Origin of the sequence: Kushneria phyllosphaerae, from assembly GCF_900312995.1 — a bacterium.
In the GTDB taxonomy this organism is placed as follows: domain Bacteria; phylum Pseudomonadota; class Gammaproteobacteria; order Pseudomonadales; family Halomonadaceae; genus Kushneria; species Kushneria phyllosphaerae.
Genome location: NZ_ONZI01000002.1, coordinates 80025 through 99757, shown reverse-complemented (window position 1 = coordinate 99757; position 19733 = coordinate 80025). Strand labels below are relative to the sequence as shown.

At 58.1% G+C, this 19733-nt stretch carries 17 protein-coding genes and 1 tRNA gene; 8 read left to right on the top strand and 10 right to left on the bottom strand.

What is annotated here, in order from left to right; all coding sequences use genetic code 11:
- Positions 1-102: 102 nt before the first annotated feature.
- Complete coding sequence (locus KSP9073_RS06315; protein WP_108842141.1) at positions 103-441, top strand: MTH1187 family thiamine-binding protein; 339 nt, start codon at positions 103-105, stop codon at positions 439-441.
- Here KSP9073_RS06315 and KSP9073_RS06310 read toward each other — a convergent pair.
- The 3 genes from KSP9073_RS06310 to KSP9073_RS06300 form a co-directional block, all read right to left on the bottom strand.
- On the bottom strand, positions 416-775 hold the full coding sequence (locus KSP9073_RS06310; RefSeq protein ID WP_108842140.1) for a hypothetical protein: 360 nt from the start codon (positions 773-775) through the stop codon (positions 416-418). The two genes, KSP9073_RS06315 and KSP9073_RS06310, sit on opposite strands and share 26 nt — an antisense overlap.
- 2 nt (positions 776-777) lie before the next feature.
- Positions 778-1692 carry a LysR family transcriptional regulator ArgP gene (locus KSP9073_RS06305; protein WP_108842139.1) on the bottom strand — a complete coding sequence of 305 codons (915 nt, stop codon included), beginning with the start codon at positions 1690-1692 and terminating at the stop codon, positions 778-780.
- Between the two features lie 242 nt (positions 1693-1934).
- Complete coding sequence (locus KSP9073_RS06300) at positions 1935-2705, bottom strand: SIMPL domain-containing protein (RefSeq protein WP_108842138.1); 771 nt, start codon at positions 2703-2705, stop codon at positions 1935-1937.
- Positions 2706-2997: 292 nt separating this feature from the next.
- Here KSP9073_RS06300 and KSP9073_RS06295 point away from each other — a divergent pair, with 292 nt between their 5' ends.
- Positions 2998-4098: an ABC transporter substrate-binding protein gene (locus tag KSP9073_RS06295; protein ID WP_165814181.1), complete on the top strand. Its 1101-nt coding sequence runs from the start codon at positions 2998-3000 to the stop codon at positions 4096-4098.
- Positions 4099-4125: 27 nt separating this feature from the next.
- On the opposite strand, the gene cobO is transcribed toward KSP9073_RS06295, so the two are convergent.
- The gene (gene cobO / locus KSP9073_RS06290) at positions 4126-4734 is read right to left on the bottom strand and encodes a cob(I)yrinic acid a,c-diamide adenosyltransferase (RefSeq protein ID WP_108842136.1); all 609 of its coding nucleotides are present in this window, start codon (positions 4732-4734) and stop codon (positions 4126-4128) included.
- Between the two features lie 48 nt (positions 4735-4782).
- A complete protein-coding gene (locus KSP9073_RS06285; RefSeq protein WP_108842135.1) occupies positions 4783-6003 on the bottom strand; it encodes a NupC/NupG family nucleoside CNT transporter in 1221 nt (406 codons plus the stop codon).
- 239 nt (positions 6004-6242) lie between these two features.
- On the opposite strand from KSP9073_RS06285, the gene KSP9073_RS06280 reads away from it, so the two are divergent.
- Positions 6243-7802, top strand: coding sequence for a BCCT family transporter (locus KSP9073_RS06280; RefSeq protein ID WP_108842134.1), 1560 nt, complete (start codon positions 6243-6245; stop codon positions 7800-7802).
- 123 nt (positions 7803-7925) lie between these two features.
- Here KSP9073_RS06280 and KSP9073_RS06275 read toward each other — a convergent pair whose 3' ends face one another.
- Positions 7926-9815, bottom strand: a complete 1890-nt coding sequence (locus tag KSP9073_RS06275; RefSeq protein WP_108842133.1) for a cation:proton antiporter — start codon at positions 9813-9815, stop codon at positions 7926-7928.
- A gap of 109 nt (positions 9816-9924) precedes the next feature.
- The gene (gene ydiJ / locus KSP9073_RS06270; protein WP_108842132.1) at positions 9925-13017 is read right to left on the bottom strand and encodes a D-2-hydroxyglutarate dehydrogenase YdiJ; all 3093 of its coding nucleotides are present in this window, start codon (positions 13015-13017) and stop codon (positions 9925-9927) included.
- A gap of 299 nt (positions 13018-13316) precedes the next feature.
- Here ydiJ and serS point away from each other — a divergent pair, with 299 nt between their 5' ends.
- Both serS and cobA read left to right on the top strand, forming a co-directional pair.
- Positions 13317-14597 (top strand): serine--tRNA ligase, encoded by a 1281-nt coding sequence (serS, locus tag KSP9073_RS06265; RefSeq protein ID WP_108842131.1) that lies wholly within the window; start codon positions 13317-13319, stop codon positions 14595-14597.
- A gap of 78 nt (positions 14598-14675) precedes the next feature.
- Positions 14676-15851: a uroporphyrinogen-III C-methyltransferase gene (cobA, locus tag KSP9073_RS06260; protein ID WP_108842130.1), complete on the top strand. Its 1176-nt coding sequence runs from the start codon at positions 14676-14678 to the stop codon at positions 15849-15851.
- Positions 15852-15888: 37 nt separating this feature from the next.
- Here cobA and KSP9073_RS06255 read toward each other — a convergent pair whose 3' ends face one another.
- From KSP9073_RS06255 to KSP9073_RS06245, 3 genes are read right to left on the bottom strand one after another with little or no spacing between them, the layout of a single operon-like run.
- Entirely contained in the window at positions 15889-16140 is a 252-nt protein-coding gene (locus KSP9073_RS06255; protein ID WP_133240995.1) for a hypothetical protein, read from the bottom strand.
- Positions 16140-16349, bottom strand: a complete 210-nt coding sequence (locus tag KSP9073_RS06250; RefSeq protein ID WP_133240994.1) for a hypothetical protein — start codon at positions 16347-16349, stop codon at positions 16140-16142. The genes KSP9073_RS06255 and KSP9073_RS06250 overlap by 1 nt, the downstream gene beginning before the upstream one ends.
- A gap of 43 nt (positions 16350-16392) precedes the next feature.
- Positions 16393-16752, bottom strand: a complete 360-nt coding sequence (locus tag KSP9073_RS06245) for a hypothetical protein (RefSeq protein WP_108842127.1) — start codon at positions 16750-16752, stop codon at positions 16393-16395.
- Between the two features lie 666 nt (positions 16753-17418).
- Between KSP9073_RS06245 and KSP9073_RS06240 the strand changes: the two genes are divergently transcribed.
- The 3 genes from KSP9073_RS06240 (at position 17419) to KSP9073_RS06230 (ending at position 19726) form a co-directional block, all read left to right on the top strand.
- Positions 17419-17503 (top strand) — tRNA-Leu (locus KSP9073_RS06240).
- Between the two features lie 780 nt (positions 17504-18283).
- A complete protein-coding gene (locus tag KSP9073_RS06235) occupies positions 18284-18739 on the top strand; it encodes a hypothetical protein (RefSeq protein ID WP_108842126.1) in 456 nt (151 codons plus the stop codon).
- Between the two features lie 501 nt (positions 18740-19240).
- On the top strand, positions 19241-19726 hold the full coding sequence (locus tag KSP9073_RS06230) for a ComF family protein (RefSeq protein ID WP_243409144.1): 486 nt from the start codon (positions 19241-19243) through the stop codon (positions 19724-19726).
- The last annotated feature ends 7 nt before the right edge of the window (positions 19727-19733 follow it).

Here is a 19733-nt window from a genome sequence, read left to right as displayed (position 1 = left end):
TTTTCTGGTCCGGAGCTTTAAAATCCAGGCCGTCATTCACGATTTTTTAGTCGGTTTTATACGCAAAATCCATATTGCCAAGCCTTGTCAGGAGAGAGCGTCATGAAGGTCATGGTTGATCTATGTGTGGTGCCATTGGGCGTGGGGGTGTCGGTCGGTGCTTATGTCTCGGCTTGTCAGGAGGTCATTGAGCAGGCAGGGCTGTCGCATCAGATGCATGCCTATGGCACCAACATCGAAGGGGAGTGGGCGGCGGTATTTGAGGTGGTCAGGCGCTGTCACGAGGTCGTGCATGAGATGGGGGCGCCCCGAATCACGACCTCCATGCGGATTGGTACGCGAACGGATCGTGAACAGAGCCTGTCAGACAAGATCGAGAGCGTGCAGGCGCGTCGTCAAGGCGAACGGGCAGGTATCAGCGACAGCGAAGGGTCAGTTTAGCGCGCCAGATATCACCTTCCGAGGTGGCCGCTTCAAGGGCATCCGTGGTGGAACTGGCCTTTGAGTCATCATCCATGGTGGTCATGGCCGGCGGCGTTGTCTGCATATCCACCATGCTGGCCTGTCGGCCGCCGCGCGACAGGCACAGGTGCTGGCCGGTCTCCATGGCGTGGGCTCTGGCAGTCGGTTCATCCGTGGCGCCGGCGGTGACGACCAGAGTGTCCCCTCCCTGGCTGTTGTCCTGTTCGGCTGTACTGCAGGACGACAGCAGGCCGGGCAGCAGCAGTATACAGGCACAGACCACTGTAGATTTCGCCACAGGAGGGATACGCATGATCAGAGCACTCCTGATGGGTTGTCAAAACCGTCAAGGTCGGTCAGCCAGCGCCGCGCATGCTGGGTCAAATGCTGGGTCAACGCTTCCAGAATATTCCCACCCTGGCGCCAGTAATGCCAGTACAACGGCACGATAACGTCAGAACTGGTTTCAAGGTCGACCAGCTCGCCTTTATCGATGGCGGCCTGGGCCTGAATTTCGGGTACCAGACCATAGCCAATGCCGGATCGAATCATCTGATAAAACCCTTCTGAAGACGGGCACAGATGATGCGGAAAAGGCGCTGTTACGCCATGGTTGGCAATATAGCGCTGCTGCAGTCGATCATCGGGACCAAAGACCACGGCAGGCGCCTCGGCCAAGGCGATTCGGTCCAGCCCGTTGGGAAAATAGCGGGCCATGAACTCGGGTGTGGCCAGTGGCCTATAGCGCATGCCACCCAGCGGACGGGCGCGGGCGCCCTGAATCGAGCGGGGCGTCATGCACAGACAGGCCGCCACTTCACCGTCGCGCATACGCTTGAGGGCGGTTTCCTGATCCTCAACGACCAGATCGAACATGACCCGATGGTCACGAAAGAAATCTTCGACAGCTTCGGCCCACCAGGTGGCGAGGCTGTCGGCATTGAGTGCAATACGAAGACGCTGTTCGCGATCGCCAAGTGAGGGCACATAATCGAGCAGATCATGCTCCAGCAGTCGAACCTGCTGAATATGATTGAGAAGGCGCTTGCCCAGATCGGTAGGCGCAATACGCGGGGCGCGAATGAGTACCGGCTGGCCCAGACGCGCCTCCAGCAGCTTGATTCTCTGTGATACGGCGGACTGGGTCAGCCCCAATACCTGAGCGCCGCGCTCAAATCCTGCCTGGTCTACAACGGCGCCCAGCGCCTCAAGAAGTTTATAGTCGAGCATACCTGCCAAGCCGCATTATCCAGTGGTTCCATCCAACAGCTCTACAGGGTAGAGCATGCAATACGGGGCTGCTCATGAGCACGGTGCCTCAGTGCTGCCCACAGGCGTTGTGAACAACGACGCGGGAAGCAACAGGGACGTGCCTTGAGTACACCACATATTTCCATGGGCCCGTCCGTCGACAGGACAGGCCTTTGGCCCCAGCAGGTCGGGGGCATCAGGGGCAATAGCTGCCCGAGGTGTCAGTTCGTGTTTTTTGTCGGTGACGCGTCAAGCGACCAGTTCACCAGCACACCGGCATCCACGATGATGGTGCCCGGGGTATAAGTGGCACTGTCGGCCTGCTCGGTACGTGCTGTCGCCATCATCATCGGGCGCAGAACGGGTGAGCGGGTTTCCTGAATGCGCTCGACATCGCCCAGTGTCACAGACAGGGCATTGGCCATCAGCTCTGCCTTCTGATGGGCCCGTGCCAGCGCCTGTTTCAGGGCCTTGTCCTCAACGCCTTCCCGGTCACTGACGTCGTAGCGAATGCCTTCCAGGCGATCAATCCCATTGGTGAACAGCGCATCAATGATACCGGGCAACGCTGTCAGGTCGTTGACATCGATATCAAGCTTGCGCTCGATAACCACGCGCTCTTTCAGGGGCGCTGCCTGATCATCGCCCTGCAGTTGCTGTTCGTTGTAGACGCTCAGATTGCCGGCATGAAGGTGGTCATTATCAATGCCCATTTTGCGCAATGCCTTGATCAGGGCAGTGCTGCGTTTTTCCAGCTTCTCACGAGCGCTGGTCGTGGCATCATTATCGTGTTGGCCGCCCATCTCGACCAGAGGGGTTGCTTCCACAAGGACCGCATTCAGGGTGGCGCGGTCTGGCAGTACATCGATACTGGCGCTGGCCTGTACCTCAATCTGTCTGGAAGCGGGAGCTTCTGCTGCCGTGACAGGGAGTACGGGAAGGCTCATGGCGAGCAGGGCCAGAAGCGTCGGGAGGCGCAGTGAAACAGACATTGGGTTAAGACTCCATAAAAGGCGCCATCAGCACGCAAAAAAGGCGGTGACGGTGTCAAAAGGGATCCGAAATGACCCTGGAGGACAATACTTCGTGAGATAGTAAAGAGGCTGTCGCATGAAGTACAACGCTCTTTATGCAAGATTTCTCAATGTACTTAAGAAAAGTGCCTGTCAAGTCGACGTGAGATTTGCCTCATCAAGGAGGCAGGATCATGATGAATACGGCGGCCACCGCCCCTATAACACGCTCCCTTTTTTTGATCAGTCAGGACAAACCATCAGGATGCACTTGAGTAAACAATGGCTTGCAGGTCTCGCGCTGGGCGTCTTTTCATTGTCGGCGCAGGCAGACATCACGGTGCACGATATTGAGGGCCGGGATGTCACCCTTGAAAAACCAGCAGAACACATCGTGCTGGCCGAAGGGCGTCAGCTGATCGCATTGTCGCTGCTTGACAAGAACCCGGCGCACTGGCTGCTGGGATGGGGCAGTGACATGAAACGCTCGCCCGAACTCTATGAGATCTATCACAAGCGTGCGCCACAGCTTGATGACCTGCCCATTGTCGGAGATGGGCCCGGGCCGGGCAGCATTTCGGTTGAAAAGATCATCTCGATGAACCCCGACGCTGTCGTGCTGAGCCGTTCACAGATACCGGTCTCTCAGGGGCAGGAGCTCATGCATCAGCTGGATGCGGCAGGCATCCCGGTCGTATTCATCGATTTTGCCACCGATCCGCTGGACGACACCGTTCCCAGCCTGCGGGCACTGGGCACGCTGCTTGGACGTGAGGATCAGGCAGAGCGCTATATCAGCTTCTATGAGAAAAAACGTCAGGCCGTACTGGATCGGGTCAAGGTGGTGCCGGAAGCCGACAGGCCAACGGTCATGATCGAGGCCCATGCCGGCATGAACGAGTGCTGCAACTCCCCCGGACAGGGCAGCTTTGATTACTTCGCCAAACGTCTGAACGTGGACAATATCGGTGCTGACGTGCTCAAGGGCAAAAGCGGACGTATTGACCCCGAGTATGTTCTGACGCGCGACCCCGATGTCTATATTGCCACCGGTGGGGGCTATCTGCGTCGCGTCAACGGTCTGGTGCTGGGGCCGGATGTCAGTGACAGGGAGGCCATGCAATCCTTGAAGCACATCCTTGAGCGACCCCTCATTGGCCATTTAAGCGCTGTTGAAAACGGCAGGGTGCATGGTCTGTATCACCACCTCATCAATACACCGCTCAATATTCTGGTGCTCGAAGAGATGGCCAAATGGAGTTATCCCGACCGCTTTCAGGATATCGATGCTCACAGGACACTGGAGGAGATCAACGAGCACTACATCAGTGACCCGTTCACGGGCTCGCTCTGGATCGACCTCAAAGGCTAGAGCGGCCCGCCGCATGGGGTTCTGAGGTCAGTAGTCGAGGCCGCGTCGTGCCTTTAGACCGTTATTGAAGGCATGGCGGGTTTCCTGCATTTCGGTGATGGTGTCGGCCATGGCCATCAGCTCGCGATGGGCATTGCGACCGGTGACGATGACACTCTGCTCGGTCGGGCGATGTTGCAGGGCAGTCTTCACCGCCTCGATATCGAGATAGCCGAATTTCAGCATATAGGTGATCTCGTCGAGCACGACCAGATAGATCATCGGGTCGCTCAGCATTCTGCTGGCATCCTGCCAGACTTTTTCGCAGGCTTGGCGGTCGGTCTCCCGATTCTGGGTGTCCCATGTAAAGCCGGTACCCATGGTGGCCACCTGAAGGTTCGGATCTTCCTGCAGGCGTTCACGCTCGCCGCACTCCCACTCGCCCTTGATGAACTGAATGACCCCCACGCCATAGCCGTAGCCCAGTGCCCGGGTCACCGTGCCCCAGGCGGCTGTGGTCTTGCCCTTGCCGTTACCGGTAAAGACCAGCAGCTGCCCGCGCTCTTCACTGGCGTTGGCCACCCGTTCATCCACGTGGCTTTTCAGTTTTTCCATGGCGCGCTGATGGCGCGCCTGACGCTGTTCGTCGTTACTCATGTCATGGCGTCCTGTTGGCTGAGCGCATGTTGTCGTGGTGTCGCAGTCTTAAAGCGATAGAAACAGGCCTGCAAGCGAGGCACTCATCAGGTTGGAGAGCGTGCCGGCCAGAATCGCCTTTGGCCCCAGTCGTGCCACATCACCACGGCGCGAAGGGGCCATGACGGCCAGTCCGCCCATCAAAATGGCGATGGAGGAAATGTTGGCAAAGCCGCACAGGGCAAAGGTGATAATGGCGCGGGTGTGTTCGCTGAGATTGCCTTCAAACCCTGTAAAGGAGGCAAAGGCCACGAACTCGTTAAGAATCGTTTTCTGACCGATAAAGTTGCCGGCCGCCACCGCTTCCGACCAGGGAACCCCGATCAGCCATGCCACCGGCGAGAAGATGTAACCCAGAATCAGCTGCAGGGTAAGGTCTTCAAAGCCGAACAGCCCGCCGATGCCCGTGAGAATGGCGTTGGCAAGGGCAATCAGACTGACAAAGGCCAGCAGCATGCCGCCGACGTTGAGTGCCAGCTGTACCCCGGTGCTGGCGCCGGTGGCAGCCGCATCAATGACGTTGGCCAGCTTCTCATCGTTTTCAGCAGTCGATACATTGGTGTCATGCTGGGGCGTTTCGGTTTCCGGCAGCATCATTTTGGCCATCAAAAGCCCACCGGGCGCCGACATGAAAGAGGCGGCAATCAGATACTGAAGATTGACCCCCATGGCAGCATAACCGGCCAGCACGCCGCCGGCGACGCTTGCAAGACCGCCGACCATGACGGCGAAAAGCTCCGAGCGGGTCATATTGGCAATAAAGGGGCGAATGACCAGCGGGGCCTCCGTCTGACCGACAAAGATGTTGGCCGCCGCGGACAGGGATTCCGGTCGACTGGTACCCATCAGCTTCTGGATGCCACCCCCCAGAATATTGACGACCCAGCGCATGATGCCCACGTAATAGAGTACGGAGACCAGCGAGGAGAAAAAGACAATGACCGAGAGCACCTGGATGGCAAAGATGAAGCCATTGTTGCCGCCGGCCAGCGACCCGAACAGAAAGGCGATGCCATCGCCGGCGCTGTCGATGACGGCCTGAACGCCACCTGACATGCCCATCAGAATGTGTTGACCCACCGGCACATAAAGGACAAACAGGGCAAACCCCGCCTGCAGGACAAAAGCCCAGAAAACGGTGCGAAAACGAATGGCGCGGCGATTTTCGGAAAAGATAAAGGCGACGGCCAGCACGAACACGATGCCGACCAGTCCCATCAGAATTTGCATGTTCAGCAACTCCCGGTATGTATTGTTGATTGTTCCAGGGAACAGCGCTCTGTCGCGTTGCCCGGGCGATATGGCGCACACCTTACCAGATTGAACCACGGGCGCACGGGCCATTGGTCGGCAGTGCGGGCCGATTGCCTGCCGATCGGGCAATTATGTATGGATTTGAAATTTGAATATACCTGAAGGGAATGGATTGGTAGGGTGAGCACCTTTGATTCCAATGGTGACCCTCCTTCATGTCCTCCTCCGACTCTGCTCGAGTGCGCGGTCAACGTATCGTATTTGCACTCAGTGGCGGCCTGCTTGTGCTGTTTGTGGTCGCAGCACTCATCGATATCAACAAGGTCAGTAGCTGGATTGATACCGCCTTCGGCTGGTCTACCCACTGGTTTGGGGCCTACTGGCAGCTCTGGATGTTGCTCAATCTCGTCATTGCCCTGGCACTGGCGTTAACCCGTTACGGCGATGTGCGTCTGGGCGGCAATGAAAGTGAGGTCGCCATGTCGACCTTCAACTGGCACGCCGTCATTCTCTGCGCCCTGCTGGGCGGGGGTGGCGTGTTCTGGTCGACCGCCGAGCCGATCTATCATTTCATGTCGACGCCGCCGGCCTTTGACGGTGTGGAAGGCAGTACGCCTGCCGCCGTTGGCCCGGCGCTGGCACAGGCCTTTTTCCACTGGGGCTTCAGCGCCTGGGCCTGTCTGGGCACGCTGTCAGCGCTGGTCATGATTCACGCCCACTATCACGGCGGTATTCGGCTGCGTCCGCGGGCGCTGCTATATCCCTTTCTGGGCCAGAAGGTCGAAACGCACTGGCTGGGCATCGTGGCGGATGTGATCTGCATCCTGGGTGTGGCAGCCGGCACCATCGGCCCCATCGGGTTTCTGGCCACCCAGCTTGCCTATTCCTTTAATACGCTGTTTGGCTGGGCCGACAGCTATATGCTGCAGCTGGCCATTCTTGGCGGGCTGGTCATCATCTATACCCTGTCTGCTGCAACCGGGCTGTCCCGCGGTATTCAGTGGTTGTCTAACTGCAATGTCTGGATCGTACTGGCGCTGTTTGTCCTGATCATGGTGGTAGGGCCTGGCACCTTCATCATCCACTCCATGATGGAAGGCTTTGCCAGCTATCTTGATCATTTCATCGACATGTCACTATTGCGAGGCAGTGAAAACGAGACCTGGCTGGGGCAGTGGACGCTCTTTTTCTGGGGCTGGTTTATCAGTTTTGTGCCCTCCATGGCGATGTTTGTGGCGCGTATCTCGAAGGGCCGTACCCTGAGAGAACTGGTTATCGCACTGGCCATCACAGCGCCGATCGCCACCAATATCTGGTTTGCAACGCTGGGCGGCTCGGGCATCTTCTATGAGCTGCAATCGCCCGGCAGTGTGTCGGATTCGCTGACCGCCGGTGGTCTGCCTGCTGCACTGCTGGCGGTGACCAGTCAGTTGCCACTGGCGTTCATTATCGTTCCGGCCTTTCTGGTCCTGACAACCATCTTCGTGGCCACGACCGGTGACTCGATGGCCTACGCCATCGCGATGTCGGTCACAGGCGATGCCAGACCTTCGGCGTTTGTTCGTATTTTCTGGGCCATCTCCTTTGGCGTGGTTGCGGCACTGCTTCTGATGATGGGAGAGGGCGGGATCAATGCGCTGCAATCCGTGATCGTAATTGCCGCTGTACCGGTATCGCTATTGCTGCTGCCACTGCTGTGGACCGGGCCAAGGGCGGCCTATGCCATGGCACGCGAGCAGGGAATTGCGACCGAGAAACGTCCCTCCAAAACCTGATGGCACCGGCGTTGATGTCTTGACGCACACATGAAAAAGCCTCGCAACTGCGAGGCTTTTTTTTGTGTCAAAACAGGGTCATGACCGAGTGCGGGTGCTGTCGTCCACGGCCGTTTTTAATGCTCAGGAGGGCAGTCGACCCGGGTTGCTGCTGTCACTGCGCGTCGGGGCCACACGCTGCTCCTCGCGCGCGCGCTCTTCGCGTTCGCCTGGCTGCATCTCGGGAGAGTTTGCATAGATCAGGCTGACCACGCGCTCTCCCGGTTTCGGGGCCAGGGCAGCATCGGTATGGGCCACGCGCAGTCGACCGTTGGCCGCAATACAAAACAGCGGCATCAAACGGGCATCATGAATACTGCGATACTCTTCAAGCCCGAAGTTGTCAGTCATTTTGGCCACCCGAATCTCGGCACCGTTGGCGACAAGGCTGGCAAGCTTTGCAAAGGTGGCATCGTCACTGAAAAGCCGCGGCAGATGACCCAGCGCACGATCCTGCTGGCGCTTGGCGTGCTTGCCCGACTCTTCAGCCAGGCGGAAAACGTTGCCGTGGCCGAGAACATGCTCAAAGTGCAGGGCGGCCAGATTGTTGAGCTCGCGATAAGGCGACAGCGGCAGCAGTCGGCCAATACCGGTCAGCTCCAGATGCTGGGTGGCATGCTCCGAGAGCGGGTTACCGTAATACACCGGCAGGCCGGCCATACGAGCTTCCTGCACGGCGTCCCAGCTGGTGTCGGTCAGCCGGACGGTCCACCCCATGGTCATCAGTTCGCTGGCAATGGCGCGGGCGACCGGGTTGGCACCAAGAATGAGAAAGCCTGTAGGGTCTGGCTCATTGACTTTCAATGCCTTGACGATCGGTTTTGAAAGTAGGCTCTGGATGACCACGGTGCCGATAATGACCAGAAACGTAATGGGGACGAGCATCTCGGCGCCTTCAACGCCGGCCTTCTCCAGCTTGATGGCAAACAGCGAGGCCACTGCAGCGGCGACAATACCGCGTGGCGACAGCCAGGCCAGCAGCGCCTTTTCCCGCCAGTGAAGTTCGGTGCCGATGGTGCAGATCCAGACGGTAATGGGGCGAGCCACAAACATGAGCACGCCCAGAAAAATCCAGGCCGGCGCGTTCAGGGTCATCAGCTGCTCGGTCGAAATACGCGCGGCCAGCAGGATAAAAAGCCCCGAGACCAGCAAAACGGTCAGCGTTTCCTTGAATTCGATGATCGGACGCACCGGAATCCCGCGCATGTTGGCAAGCCAGATCCCCATGACGGTCACGGTTAAAAGGCCAGATTCTTCAAACAATGCGTTGGAGCCGGCAAACAGGGTCAGCATGATCATCAGGGTGCCGAAGTTATGCAGCCGCTGCGGCAACCAGTGATGGCGCAGAATAAGGCCCCAGAGCCAGCCGCCCAGCGCACCGAGTCCGAACCCGAGACCAACGGTCTGGCCAAACAGCAAAACAGTGTGTGACGCCGCGCCGTTTTCCTGACCCAGCGCCACGAATTCGTAGATCAAAACGGCCAGCAGTGCCCCGACCGGATCCACGAGGATGCCTTCCCAGCGCAGAATCTGGGAAAGATTGGCCTTGGCTCGCAGCGTCTGCAAAAGCGGAATGACGACGGTGGGTCCGGTCACTACCAGTAGTCCACCCAGAACGGCGGCAATTTCGAGCGGCATGTTCAAAAGCCACCAGGCTGCCACCGTGCCAATGACGCCGGTAATGATGACCCCCCAGGTAATCAGACGAATGACGGTTCGGCCGTGGCCGCGCAGGTCTTCGTAATTGAGGGTGAGACTGCCTTCAAACAGAATCACCGCCACCGATAGCGACACCAGTGGAAATAGCAGTTCTCCCAGAATGGCATCGGGATTCAGCCAGCCGGTCACGGGCCCGGCAATCAGGCCGACAATCAACAATGGCAAAATGGCAGGCAGGTGAACCCGCCACGCTGCCCATTGACACATCAGCGACAGCAGGCCGATCAGGGCCAGATAAAGCGCAGCGTTTTCCATGCAGGAAGATTCCGATAGGGGGCAATAATGAGGGCGCAGCCTAGACGTAGGCGATAGTCGTTGCAACGGACAGTGAAAGAGGCCGCCTCTGTGTGGCGGCCTTTGATCATTAATATGACGCTTTCTGATGGCGAAGATGGGTCAACAGGGCCTGAATCGGATGCTCAAGCGTGATGCTCGAAAAGCGTTTGACCTGGCTTCGACAGGAGTAGCCCGTGGCCAGCAGGTGGGTATTGTCGTCAGCGGTGTCCACCAGCGGCTGCCATGATTGACTGTAGATGATGTGAGAGGTCTCAAGGTTGCGCGCCTCATGTCCGTAGGTACCGGACATTCCGCAGCAGCCCGTGGGCACCAGTTCAAGCTCCAGACCAAAAGCATGGAAGACCTGCTGCCACGCCTTGGCGCTGCCGGGTGCGTTGGTCTTCTCGGTGCAGTGACTCAAAAGCCGGTAGCGCACTCTTGAAGGCTCTGATGTGCCTGATGATGACGGCGCGAGCGCCGCGGCCATCGAAAGGAGCCATTCCTGGGGCAGCAATACCTCGGGGACATTTTCCTTTCCCAGTGCGTCGACATACTCCTGACGGTAGGTCAGGGTCATGGCCGGGTCGAGCCCCATCAACGGTACCCCAAGACGCGCCAGCGCTCGAAGCTGCCTGGCCTGCCTTGTGGCGGCCCGGGTGAAATGGCCCATAAAGCCCTGTACGTGCATGGGTTTGCCGTTGGGCAGGTAAGGTGCGACGAACACGCGAAGGCCCAAAAGACTCAGACACTCGACCACTTCGCGGGCAACGCCGGCATCAAACCACGAAGTAAAGGCGTCCTGTACCAGCACAACGCTGCGCGCCTTTTGTTGCTCGCTTAAAAGTCCCAGCGCCACCGGCGTCGCCTCGGCGATGCCCCAGGCACGGAGCTGCCTGTGGAAGTCGCTGGGTGAAAAGCTCGGTGCATCCACCATGCCGATCCAGCGCGCCATGATGTGGCGTACCACTTTCTGGCGCAGCAGAGTGTTGTACAGCGGGGCTACGGGTTTGAGGCGGGGCATCAGGGTTTCCATGCGGGCGATAAGATGGTCGCGCAGGGGCCTGATACGCCTGCCATGGTAAAGCTCCAGAAAACGGCTGCGAAAATCCGGCACATTGACCCGCACCGGACACTGCCCGGCGCAGGATTTGCAGGCCAGACAGCCGGCCATGGCCTCATGAACCTCGTCCGAGAAGCGATCATCGCCGCTGAACGTGCGCCGTAGCCTGGACGGCAGCGTTTTAAGCCGCTGGAAACTTCCGGTCTGGCGCAGCTCACGGGCCTCGGCCAGCACATCGTTGCCGGCATCCTGTTCGCGGCGTAGCCATTCACGCATCAGGCTGGCGCGCCCCTTGGGCGAGTGAACGCGCTCACGGGTGGCCTTCCATGATGGACACATGGCATCGTTGGGGTCGTAGTTGTAGCAGGCGCCGTTGCCATTGCAGTAGACCGCACTTTGATAGCTTTGCCACACGCGCTCATCAATGGTCCGATCCAGCTCGCCGCGGGTCGTGACGCCATCCACGCTCAGCAGCGTGGCATCCGTTTGTGGCGGGGTGGCAATCTTGCCGGGGTTGAGCTGATTGTGCGGATCAAAGGCGCCCTTGAGCTGTTGGAGCGCCGGGTAAAGGTCGCCAAAGAAGGTCGGTGTGTATTCCGAACGAATGCCCTTGCCATGTTCGCCCCATAAAAGGCCGCCGTAGCGCTGGGTGAGGGCGACCACTTCATCGGATAACGGACGAATCAGGGCGGCCTGCCTGGGGTCCTTCATATCGATGGCCGGCCGGACGTGCAGCACGCCGGCATCCACATGGCCGAACATGCCATATTCGAGACCGTAATCGTCGAGCAGGGCGCGGAATTCACCGATGTAATCGGCAAGCTGCTCGGGCGGGACGGCCGTATCCTCGATAAACGGGATCGGACGCTTCTCGCCCTGCACATTTCCCAAAAGCCCGACCGCGCGCTTTCGCATGCCGTAGACCGTGGTAATGCGCTCGCGGCCCCAGGCGATGGTATGGCCCAGACGCTCGACGTCGCTGTTGTCTGCCAGCGCTTTGGTAAACCGCTCGACGCGACGCTTGAGAGACGCCTCGTCGTTGTCGTTGAATTCCACCAGATTGATGCCCCGCACTGGCGCGCTGCCTTCCTCACCGGCAGGAAAATATTCGGCCACGCCATCCCAGATGATGTCTTCCATGGCGAGCATTAAAACGCGGTCGTCGATGGTTTCGATCGAGGTGGGGGCATCGCTGCTGTCATCACTGCCCATTAGAGCGCGCGCGTCGCGCAGGGCATCCATGAAGCCCGGATAGCGGACGTTGATCAGGGCCGAATATTTCGGCAGCGGCAGGACATTGAGCGTGGCTTCAATCAGAAAGCCCAGGGATCCTTCGCTGCCGCACAAGACGCTATTGAGATCAAAAAGGCCCTGTTCGGTGCGCAGGTGCGCCAGATCATAGCCGGTCAGGCTGCGGTTGAGCGGCGGAAAAACACGCTTGATCTGTTCCTGACGGGTTTCGATGATCTCGCGGGCGCAGCGATGCACCTCACCGACCTTGTCCGTACGAGCGCATTGGACGTCAAGCTCGGTGTCATCAAGCGTTCGACTGTTAAAGCGCTCACCGCCCAGCAGGGCCACATCAAGTTCAAGCACGTGATGGCGTGTCTTGCCATAGGCGCGCGAACCCTGGCCGCAGGCGTCGGTGCTGATCATGCCGCCAATGGTGGCACGGTTGGAGGTTGACAGCTCGGGGGCAAAAAATAGCCCGTAGGGCTTGAGCGCGGCATTGAGCTGATCCTTGACCACGCCCGCCTGAACCCGCACTCGCCGGTTGTCCACATCGATGTCGATGATGTGATGCATATGGCGGGTCACATCCACCACCAGCCCATCGGTCAGGGATTGTCCGTTGGTCCCGGTGCCGCCGCCGCGCGGGGCCAGTACTACCTCGGCGAAGACTGACTCGCCAGCAAGCGTGGCCAGAAGGGTAATGTCATCGCCATCACGTGGATAGATGACGGCGCGGGGCAGGCGCTGATAGATCGAATTGTCGGTGGCCAGAACCACGCGGTTGGCATCATCTGCCGCGATGTCGCCCTTGAATCCGCGGGCATCAAGGGCGTCAAGAAACTGCTGATAGCACTGCTCGAGCGCTGGGGTCTTAAGCTGTTCGGTCATGATCACGTCTTGCGGGTATGGTCTGTCAGAAGCATGCGGGATGGGCTGCGCGCTCGGTTAGATCAACAGACAGTGTACATGGACTGTCGAGTGATCGCGGGCAGGCGGCGGTCGCCATTGTGGTTCGGTATGCGCATAATGCACTGGCAGTCATGTCGCTGCGGCAGATAAAGTGTCGTTGTCGGCTGTCGGCCAATAGTGTCCGGCAGCGTTATTTTTTACAATGTGTTCCTTATCTTGATTCCGCCTCGTGTGCTCGCGATTGGCGGACATTATTGTCACGAACCGACAGGATAGTCATGCTCGATCCCAAACTGCTGCGCAGCGATCCCGACAGCGTTGCCGCCAGCCTCGCACGTCGCGGCTATGCCCTTGATGTTGATCAGGTCCGCACGCTCGAGGCACGTCGCCGTGAACTTCAGACGCGTACCGAAGAGCTTCAAAACGAGCGCAACACCCGCTCAAAAGAGATCGGGCAGGCCAAGTCCCGCGGCGAGGATATTGAGCCGCTGCTGGCAAAGGTTGGCAATCTGGGCGATGAACTCGACAGCGCCAGTCGTGAACTGGCTCAGGTGCAGGCTGAATTTGAAGCCATCGCTACTGCCATCCCCAACCTGCCGCATGACAGTGTGCCCAACGGGCGCGATGAGGAAGACAACGTCGAGCTGCATCGCTGGGGCACGCCGCGTGAGTTCGATTTCACCGTGCGTGATCACACCGATTTGGGCGGCATGCATGGCTACCTGGATTTCGAACTGGCCACCAAGATTACCGGTTCACGCTTTGCCGTGATGCGCGGGCCGATTGCGCGGCTGCACCGGGCGCTGGCACAGTTCATGCTCGACAAGCAGACGCTTGAGCACGGTTACGAGGAAGTGGCCGTTCCCTATATCGTCAACCGCGACTCGCTGTTTGGTACCGGCCAGCTTCCCAAGTTTGGCGATGACCTTTTTCGGCTGGAAGGCGATCAGGAGTACTACCTGATCCCGACCGCCGAGGTGCCACTGACCAACATCGTGCGTGACGAGATTGTTGATGGCGCCCAGCTGCCGCTTCGCATGACCGCGCATACGCCCTGTTATCGCAGCGAGGCCGGGGCCTACGGCCGCGACACCCGCGGCATGATTCGTCAGCATCAGTTCGATAAGGTGGAGATGGTTCAGGTCGTCGACCCCGAGCATTCCTATGACGCGCTTGAGGAAATGCGAGGTCACGCCGAGGCTATCCTCCAGGCGCTGGAGCTGCCATACCGGGTGGTGACCCTGTGCACCGGCGACATGGGCTTTGGCGCTGCCAAGACCTACGACCTTGAGGTGTGGCTGCCAAGCCAGAACACCTTCCGTGAAATTTCCTCGGTGTCGAACATGGAAGATTTTCAGGCACGGCGCATGCATGCCCGCTTTCGTGCTCAGGGGCAGAAAAAGCCGTCACTGGTCCATACGCTCAACGGCTCGGGGCTTGCCGTCGGTCGATGTCTGCTGGCACTGATGGAGAATCATCAGCAGGCCGATGGCTCGATCATCGTTCCCGAAGCTCTTCGTCCCTGGATGGGGGGCGTCGAGCGCATTAATCAGAAGTGAGGGTGTGTGCGTCGGTATTCGGGAGTGGATCCCGGCGCACGTCATCACGAAGCGATAACGACAACTCTCAGAGCGCTTATGGAACTGCTTTCTCTTCAGTTTGATCCTCGCCATCTGGATGCGCACCTGATCGGTGCCGGTCAGGCCGCCCTGATGATGGCCCGCCAGTTCCAGGGGCTTGACCTGGCCCTGACCCTGCACGGTGAGATGATGCCGGCGCTGGCGACGCTTGCGCGTGAAGAGGGCTGGCGCTGTGTTGATGACATGCCACGGACCGGTCAGCTCTGGGTCGTGGCTACCGGTAGTGCTGCCGAAGATGCGCGCTGGGCAGAGACCGCACGTCAAAGCCACATTGGTGTGCATGTGCCGGGCTGTCCTGAATTATCGACCGTGCGACTGCCCGTTCGAACCCGGGCGCTGGCGCCCGAGACACCCAGGGCCCTGCGGCGCGGCCATGTCTCGCTGGTCGGTGCCGGGCCGGGAGACCCGGGACTTTTAACCCTGCGGGCGCTGGAGCGACTACGTGAGGCAGACGTGGTCATTCATGATCGGCTGGTCAGCCCGGAAATTCTGGCGCTTGCCAACCCGCAGGCGCGCCGTCTTTACGTTGGCAAGGCGCGCTCGGCGCACAGCGTGCCTCAGGAAGGCATCAACCAGTCACTGGTGGATTGGGCACGCGGTGGGTATCAGGTCGTTCGACTGAAAGGCGGCGACCCTTTCATCTTTGGTCGGGGCGGAGAGGAGCTGCAGGCGCTGGCCGCCGCAAAGCTTTCCTTTGAAGTCGTGCCGGGCATTACGGCGGCCACGGGGATTTCGGCTTATACCGGTATTCCGTTGACGCATCGGGATCATGCCCAGTCGGTACGGTTCGTGACCGGCCATCTTCGCAACGGCACCTGCGATCTTGACTGGCAGACACTGGCGGCGCCCGGCCAGACACTGGTGTTTTATATGGGACTGGGGACGCTGGACACGCTGTGCGAACAGCTGATTCAGCATGGTCTATCCGGCTCAACGCCCATTGCGCTGGTAGAGCAGGGCACGACCGCCCGGCAGCGCCTGCATACCGGCACACTCGAAAATCTACCGGGCCGGCTGGCGGATCTAAAGGCAGCACCGCCCACCCTGATCATCGTGGGTGAGGTCGTGAACCTGCATGAGACGCTGGGCTGGTTTGCTACGCAAACGGCAAAAAGTCTGGGCTGGGCCACCGGCAAGCATCCTTCGCCGCTCCCGCTGGCCGATAGTCGCTGATCAGTGACCAGGCGTCTGCAAGGCTTTGGAGACGTGCTCAGTGCAAAAAGGGAAGGGCAAGATTTGAAAAGGGCATGGGGATGTGTTGCACATGGCCGATCACCAGGGCCAGCACGATTGGGCTGAACAGGGCAAACAGGGTCAATATCAGCCAATTGAACCGTTCATACCACAGCACATTGCGATAACGCCGATTGGAAGGCAGCGGGTTGCGCAGGGAACGATACCCCATTGGCATCGTGTCTTCTGATGGGTCGTCTGTCGGCACACCGCTTTTCTGCTGGGACATTACGATACCATCTGTGCCTGAATCAGTGAGTCGATCAATATCTCTGCGCCCATTTCCGGGCGGGTGACTCGCAAAATGATAAAGGCTGTCCGATGTGCAGATTCAAACGTGTTCCACGCCTCGTCAGGACACTCCAGAAAGGATTCCACCCAGCGCGATGCCCATGCCTGACAGGGCGTGTGATGTTCCGGATAGCAGGGACGGGTCATCGTGAGCAACTCCATCGAGAACAGATTGGTTCATGATAGTGTATCAGCGAACACCGCCATCACGGTCATTGTCTGTTGTGCTGGAAGCGCCAGTGGCGGAAGTAGTGCTGCGCTGCTGATAACGACGCTTGTCTACCTGCAGTTCACGCTGTGATTGCCGCAGTTGCTGCTGTTGCAGGGGACGCTCATTGCCAGACATGGTCTGCTGGTTGCGCAGACTGGATTTTTGACGATTGACGCGAGCTTTACCGGACTGGATGCGGGAATGTTGCTGAGCGCGCTCAAAGCGTTGCTGCGCCTCGCTTCCGGCGCGCTCCTGTGAAGCTGCCATGCCCTGTGTCGTGATCATGGCCAGTAACAGACCGGCAGACAATGAAAGAAGACCAGCGCGATAATGTCGCATGATGATGCTCCTGTTGTCGGACATGCCCTGGTCGATGGCGCTAACCTGCCTTGCGCGCCATGCCGGTACGGTGAAGCTGATACTCCTCGGCCATGGCAAGATCAAAGGCGGCCTGACGAAATTCCTGCATGGTGCAGATGTAATGCCCATTAGGGCATCGTAGTTCATGGTGGTCCGGCGTGCGCCCGGGCCAGGAAAGCGTGATATTACATTCTGGGCAACGCGGACCACTGCGAGAGCCGGTCGGATTCATGACATTTCCCTTGTCGGTATGGATGGCAATACGTGATGTCTGCGCTCGAAGGCATTCCTTGTCTTCAATGCGGCGCAGACTCTAGCACAATGTAGTGGCCTGTACAGGCCTGCCTGTATTGGCAAATAGGCGAGTAGAGCCTTAAATTAAGGCTGGTCTAATGTTTTGAATATCCGGCTATGGCGGTGGTTACGATCAGTGCCGTGATACTGCGGACACGATTTTCGTGATTAATTCAGAAAGTGTGGAACCAATTCCGACTACCGTAGTCAGAGATAGTGCAAGACATCCTTCTGGGTTTCTTTGCCCCTCCTTGTAGAGGGGCTTTTCTTTGTCCGCAATTCACGAAACGGACATGCGTATGCTTCTGCTGATTGACTGCCACGGTGCAATGCGTACAATACGCCGCACTCGCGGGAGTGGTGGAATTGGTAGACACGCTGGATTTAGGTTCCAGTGCCGTAAGGCGTGAGAGTTCGAGTCTCTCCTTCCGCACCATTGAATGATCAGTAATCGACAGCTATTTCTGCCTCACTCAGTGCGGCGCCAGATACATGTACCGCTTCGTCATCCTGATCGACGGGCACCTCCCGGTAGTTTCTCTACGACTTCTAGTTGTTCCTCCACGATCTGCAAATATGCCCTCTTCGCTTATCATCCTTGATGCTGGCGTATCCTTGCGTTCGTGAATGCACGCATTCACTCTTCCTGCCCCCGTGATACCTGATAACGAATGTCGTTTTGATACCCGTTGCTTAAACCATGTCACTATCGCCAGTAATTGGCAGTAAATGGGGCAGCGATGTCCAGTAAAGGATTTTCATCATCAGGTGCTGCGCGCCTTGCCCTTCAGATAACGCTCCCAGCCTTATAAATACCCGTCAAAGCACTCAGGCATTGCTCATGCGCACCTGGGTATATTGTTGTGAGTCAATGACATGACGATGATGGAATTTCAGCGTGACATGGAAGGCAGGTATTTCAGCAAAAGAAGGTGAATGGACGGAGAGGTTAGGCGAAGAGGAAACACAGCCAGTGGGGTGATGAATTTATTTCAGTTCATTCATGTGATTAGCTGCTTTTTTATAATCTCTGCAACAGGGATTACCATGTGATTGGTGCATATTTGACAACAAGCTTGTGTCGTTTCGTGCATTTATGGTTTTCGACCTAAGTCGCATAATGCTTCCCACACAGAGAGAAAAACGAAATGTTTCGCTTTATACACAGCGAGAAGCTCCGTTTTTCTTTCATCAGGAAGATATAAAGGAGTTTATTATGCGTACTTCACTGGTTTCCATCATTTCAGCGTTAGTGATTGCCACCACGACCGGCACGGCCATGGCTTCATCTCAGGTTACCCCCATGACAAACGGTCAGAGCACCGCCATGGCGCAAACCGATGCCAATACCAGTCAGTCTCTCGATACTTCTGGTGTCCCGCATCGCACAGAGTTGAAAGGCCTGCCTTCTGCATCCAATGGTCATAGCGTGGCCATGGCCGAGACATACGAGAACATCCATCAGCCGCTGAATCGCCAGGCTCATTCAAGCGTTACCAGTGCTGACGTCAATCACGCATCTCCTTATGGCTATCATAGCCACAGCCCGGCCATGACAGATGCGCTTGCCAGCACTTCTCAATCGATGAATGCTGCATCAGCCGTTCAGGTTGAGTTCGAGCAGGATAACGATCAGATGGTAATGAGCCAAGCGTTATCAGCGTCACTCTGATAGCGATTGATGATTTTCCTTGCCCGGCCATGGTGCCGGGTTTTTTATTGCCTAAAGGAAAGCATGGCAACTGATGAAGGCGATCTCTGCGGCACCCTCAACATCTGGGCCAATGGGCTTTTACCGGGTGTTAACGGCGCTTGAAACTTGCTGAAGATGTCATTGGTCAATGCGTTCAGGACGCTTCCTGTCTGCCGATAGCCTTCTAATACGATCAAAAGGCATGGCATCAGGATGAGGACAGTCAATTCATTACCAATAATGGGGCGTCGGCTGGTTGAGTGGCTGAATCGCACCCTGGCCTGGGCAATGCCTGGTCACTGCTGTTTCTGTCTGGGCGGTACGCTAGGTGACAAACCCTGGTGTGAGCGCTGCTTCATCGAATTGCCATGGCATACCAGCGCCTGTCCCTTGTGCAGCGAGCCACGACCCTCATCGGTGTTGGCTGACATGCCATGCGGGCACTGTCTGAAACAGCGGCCTGACTTTGACCGGAGCTGGGTGCCCTTTCTTTATGAAGACAACATCGCAAGCCTGATCCAGCGCTTCAAATTCAATGCTGACCGGCGGGCCGGTCAGATTCTTCTGCAACTCATGGTGCAAGCATTCAGGTCGCATCAGGGTCCTTGCCACGTGCAGGCCATCGTGACGGCGGATCTTCACCCCGGGCGTGCACGCAAGCGCGGGTTTGATCAAACCCTGTGGCTGGGCAAACGAATGGCCCGCGCACTGGATCTGCCCCTGTACCAGGCGACGCGACGTCGCCTGACGCCAACCCAAAGAGGGCTATCGCGACCGGCGCGTAAGCGTAACGTGCGCCGCGTTTATCAGGTGACCTCACCACTGCCGGCACAGGTATTGCTGCTTGATGACGTCATGACCACAGGTGCCACGCTCGAGGCGCTTTCCAGTGCCTGTCGAGAACAGGGGGCTGCCCATGTGACCGCCGCCGCGCTTGCCCGTACCCCGGCCGGACACGCAATCTGATAGCATG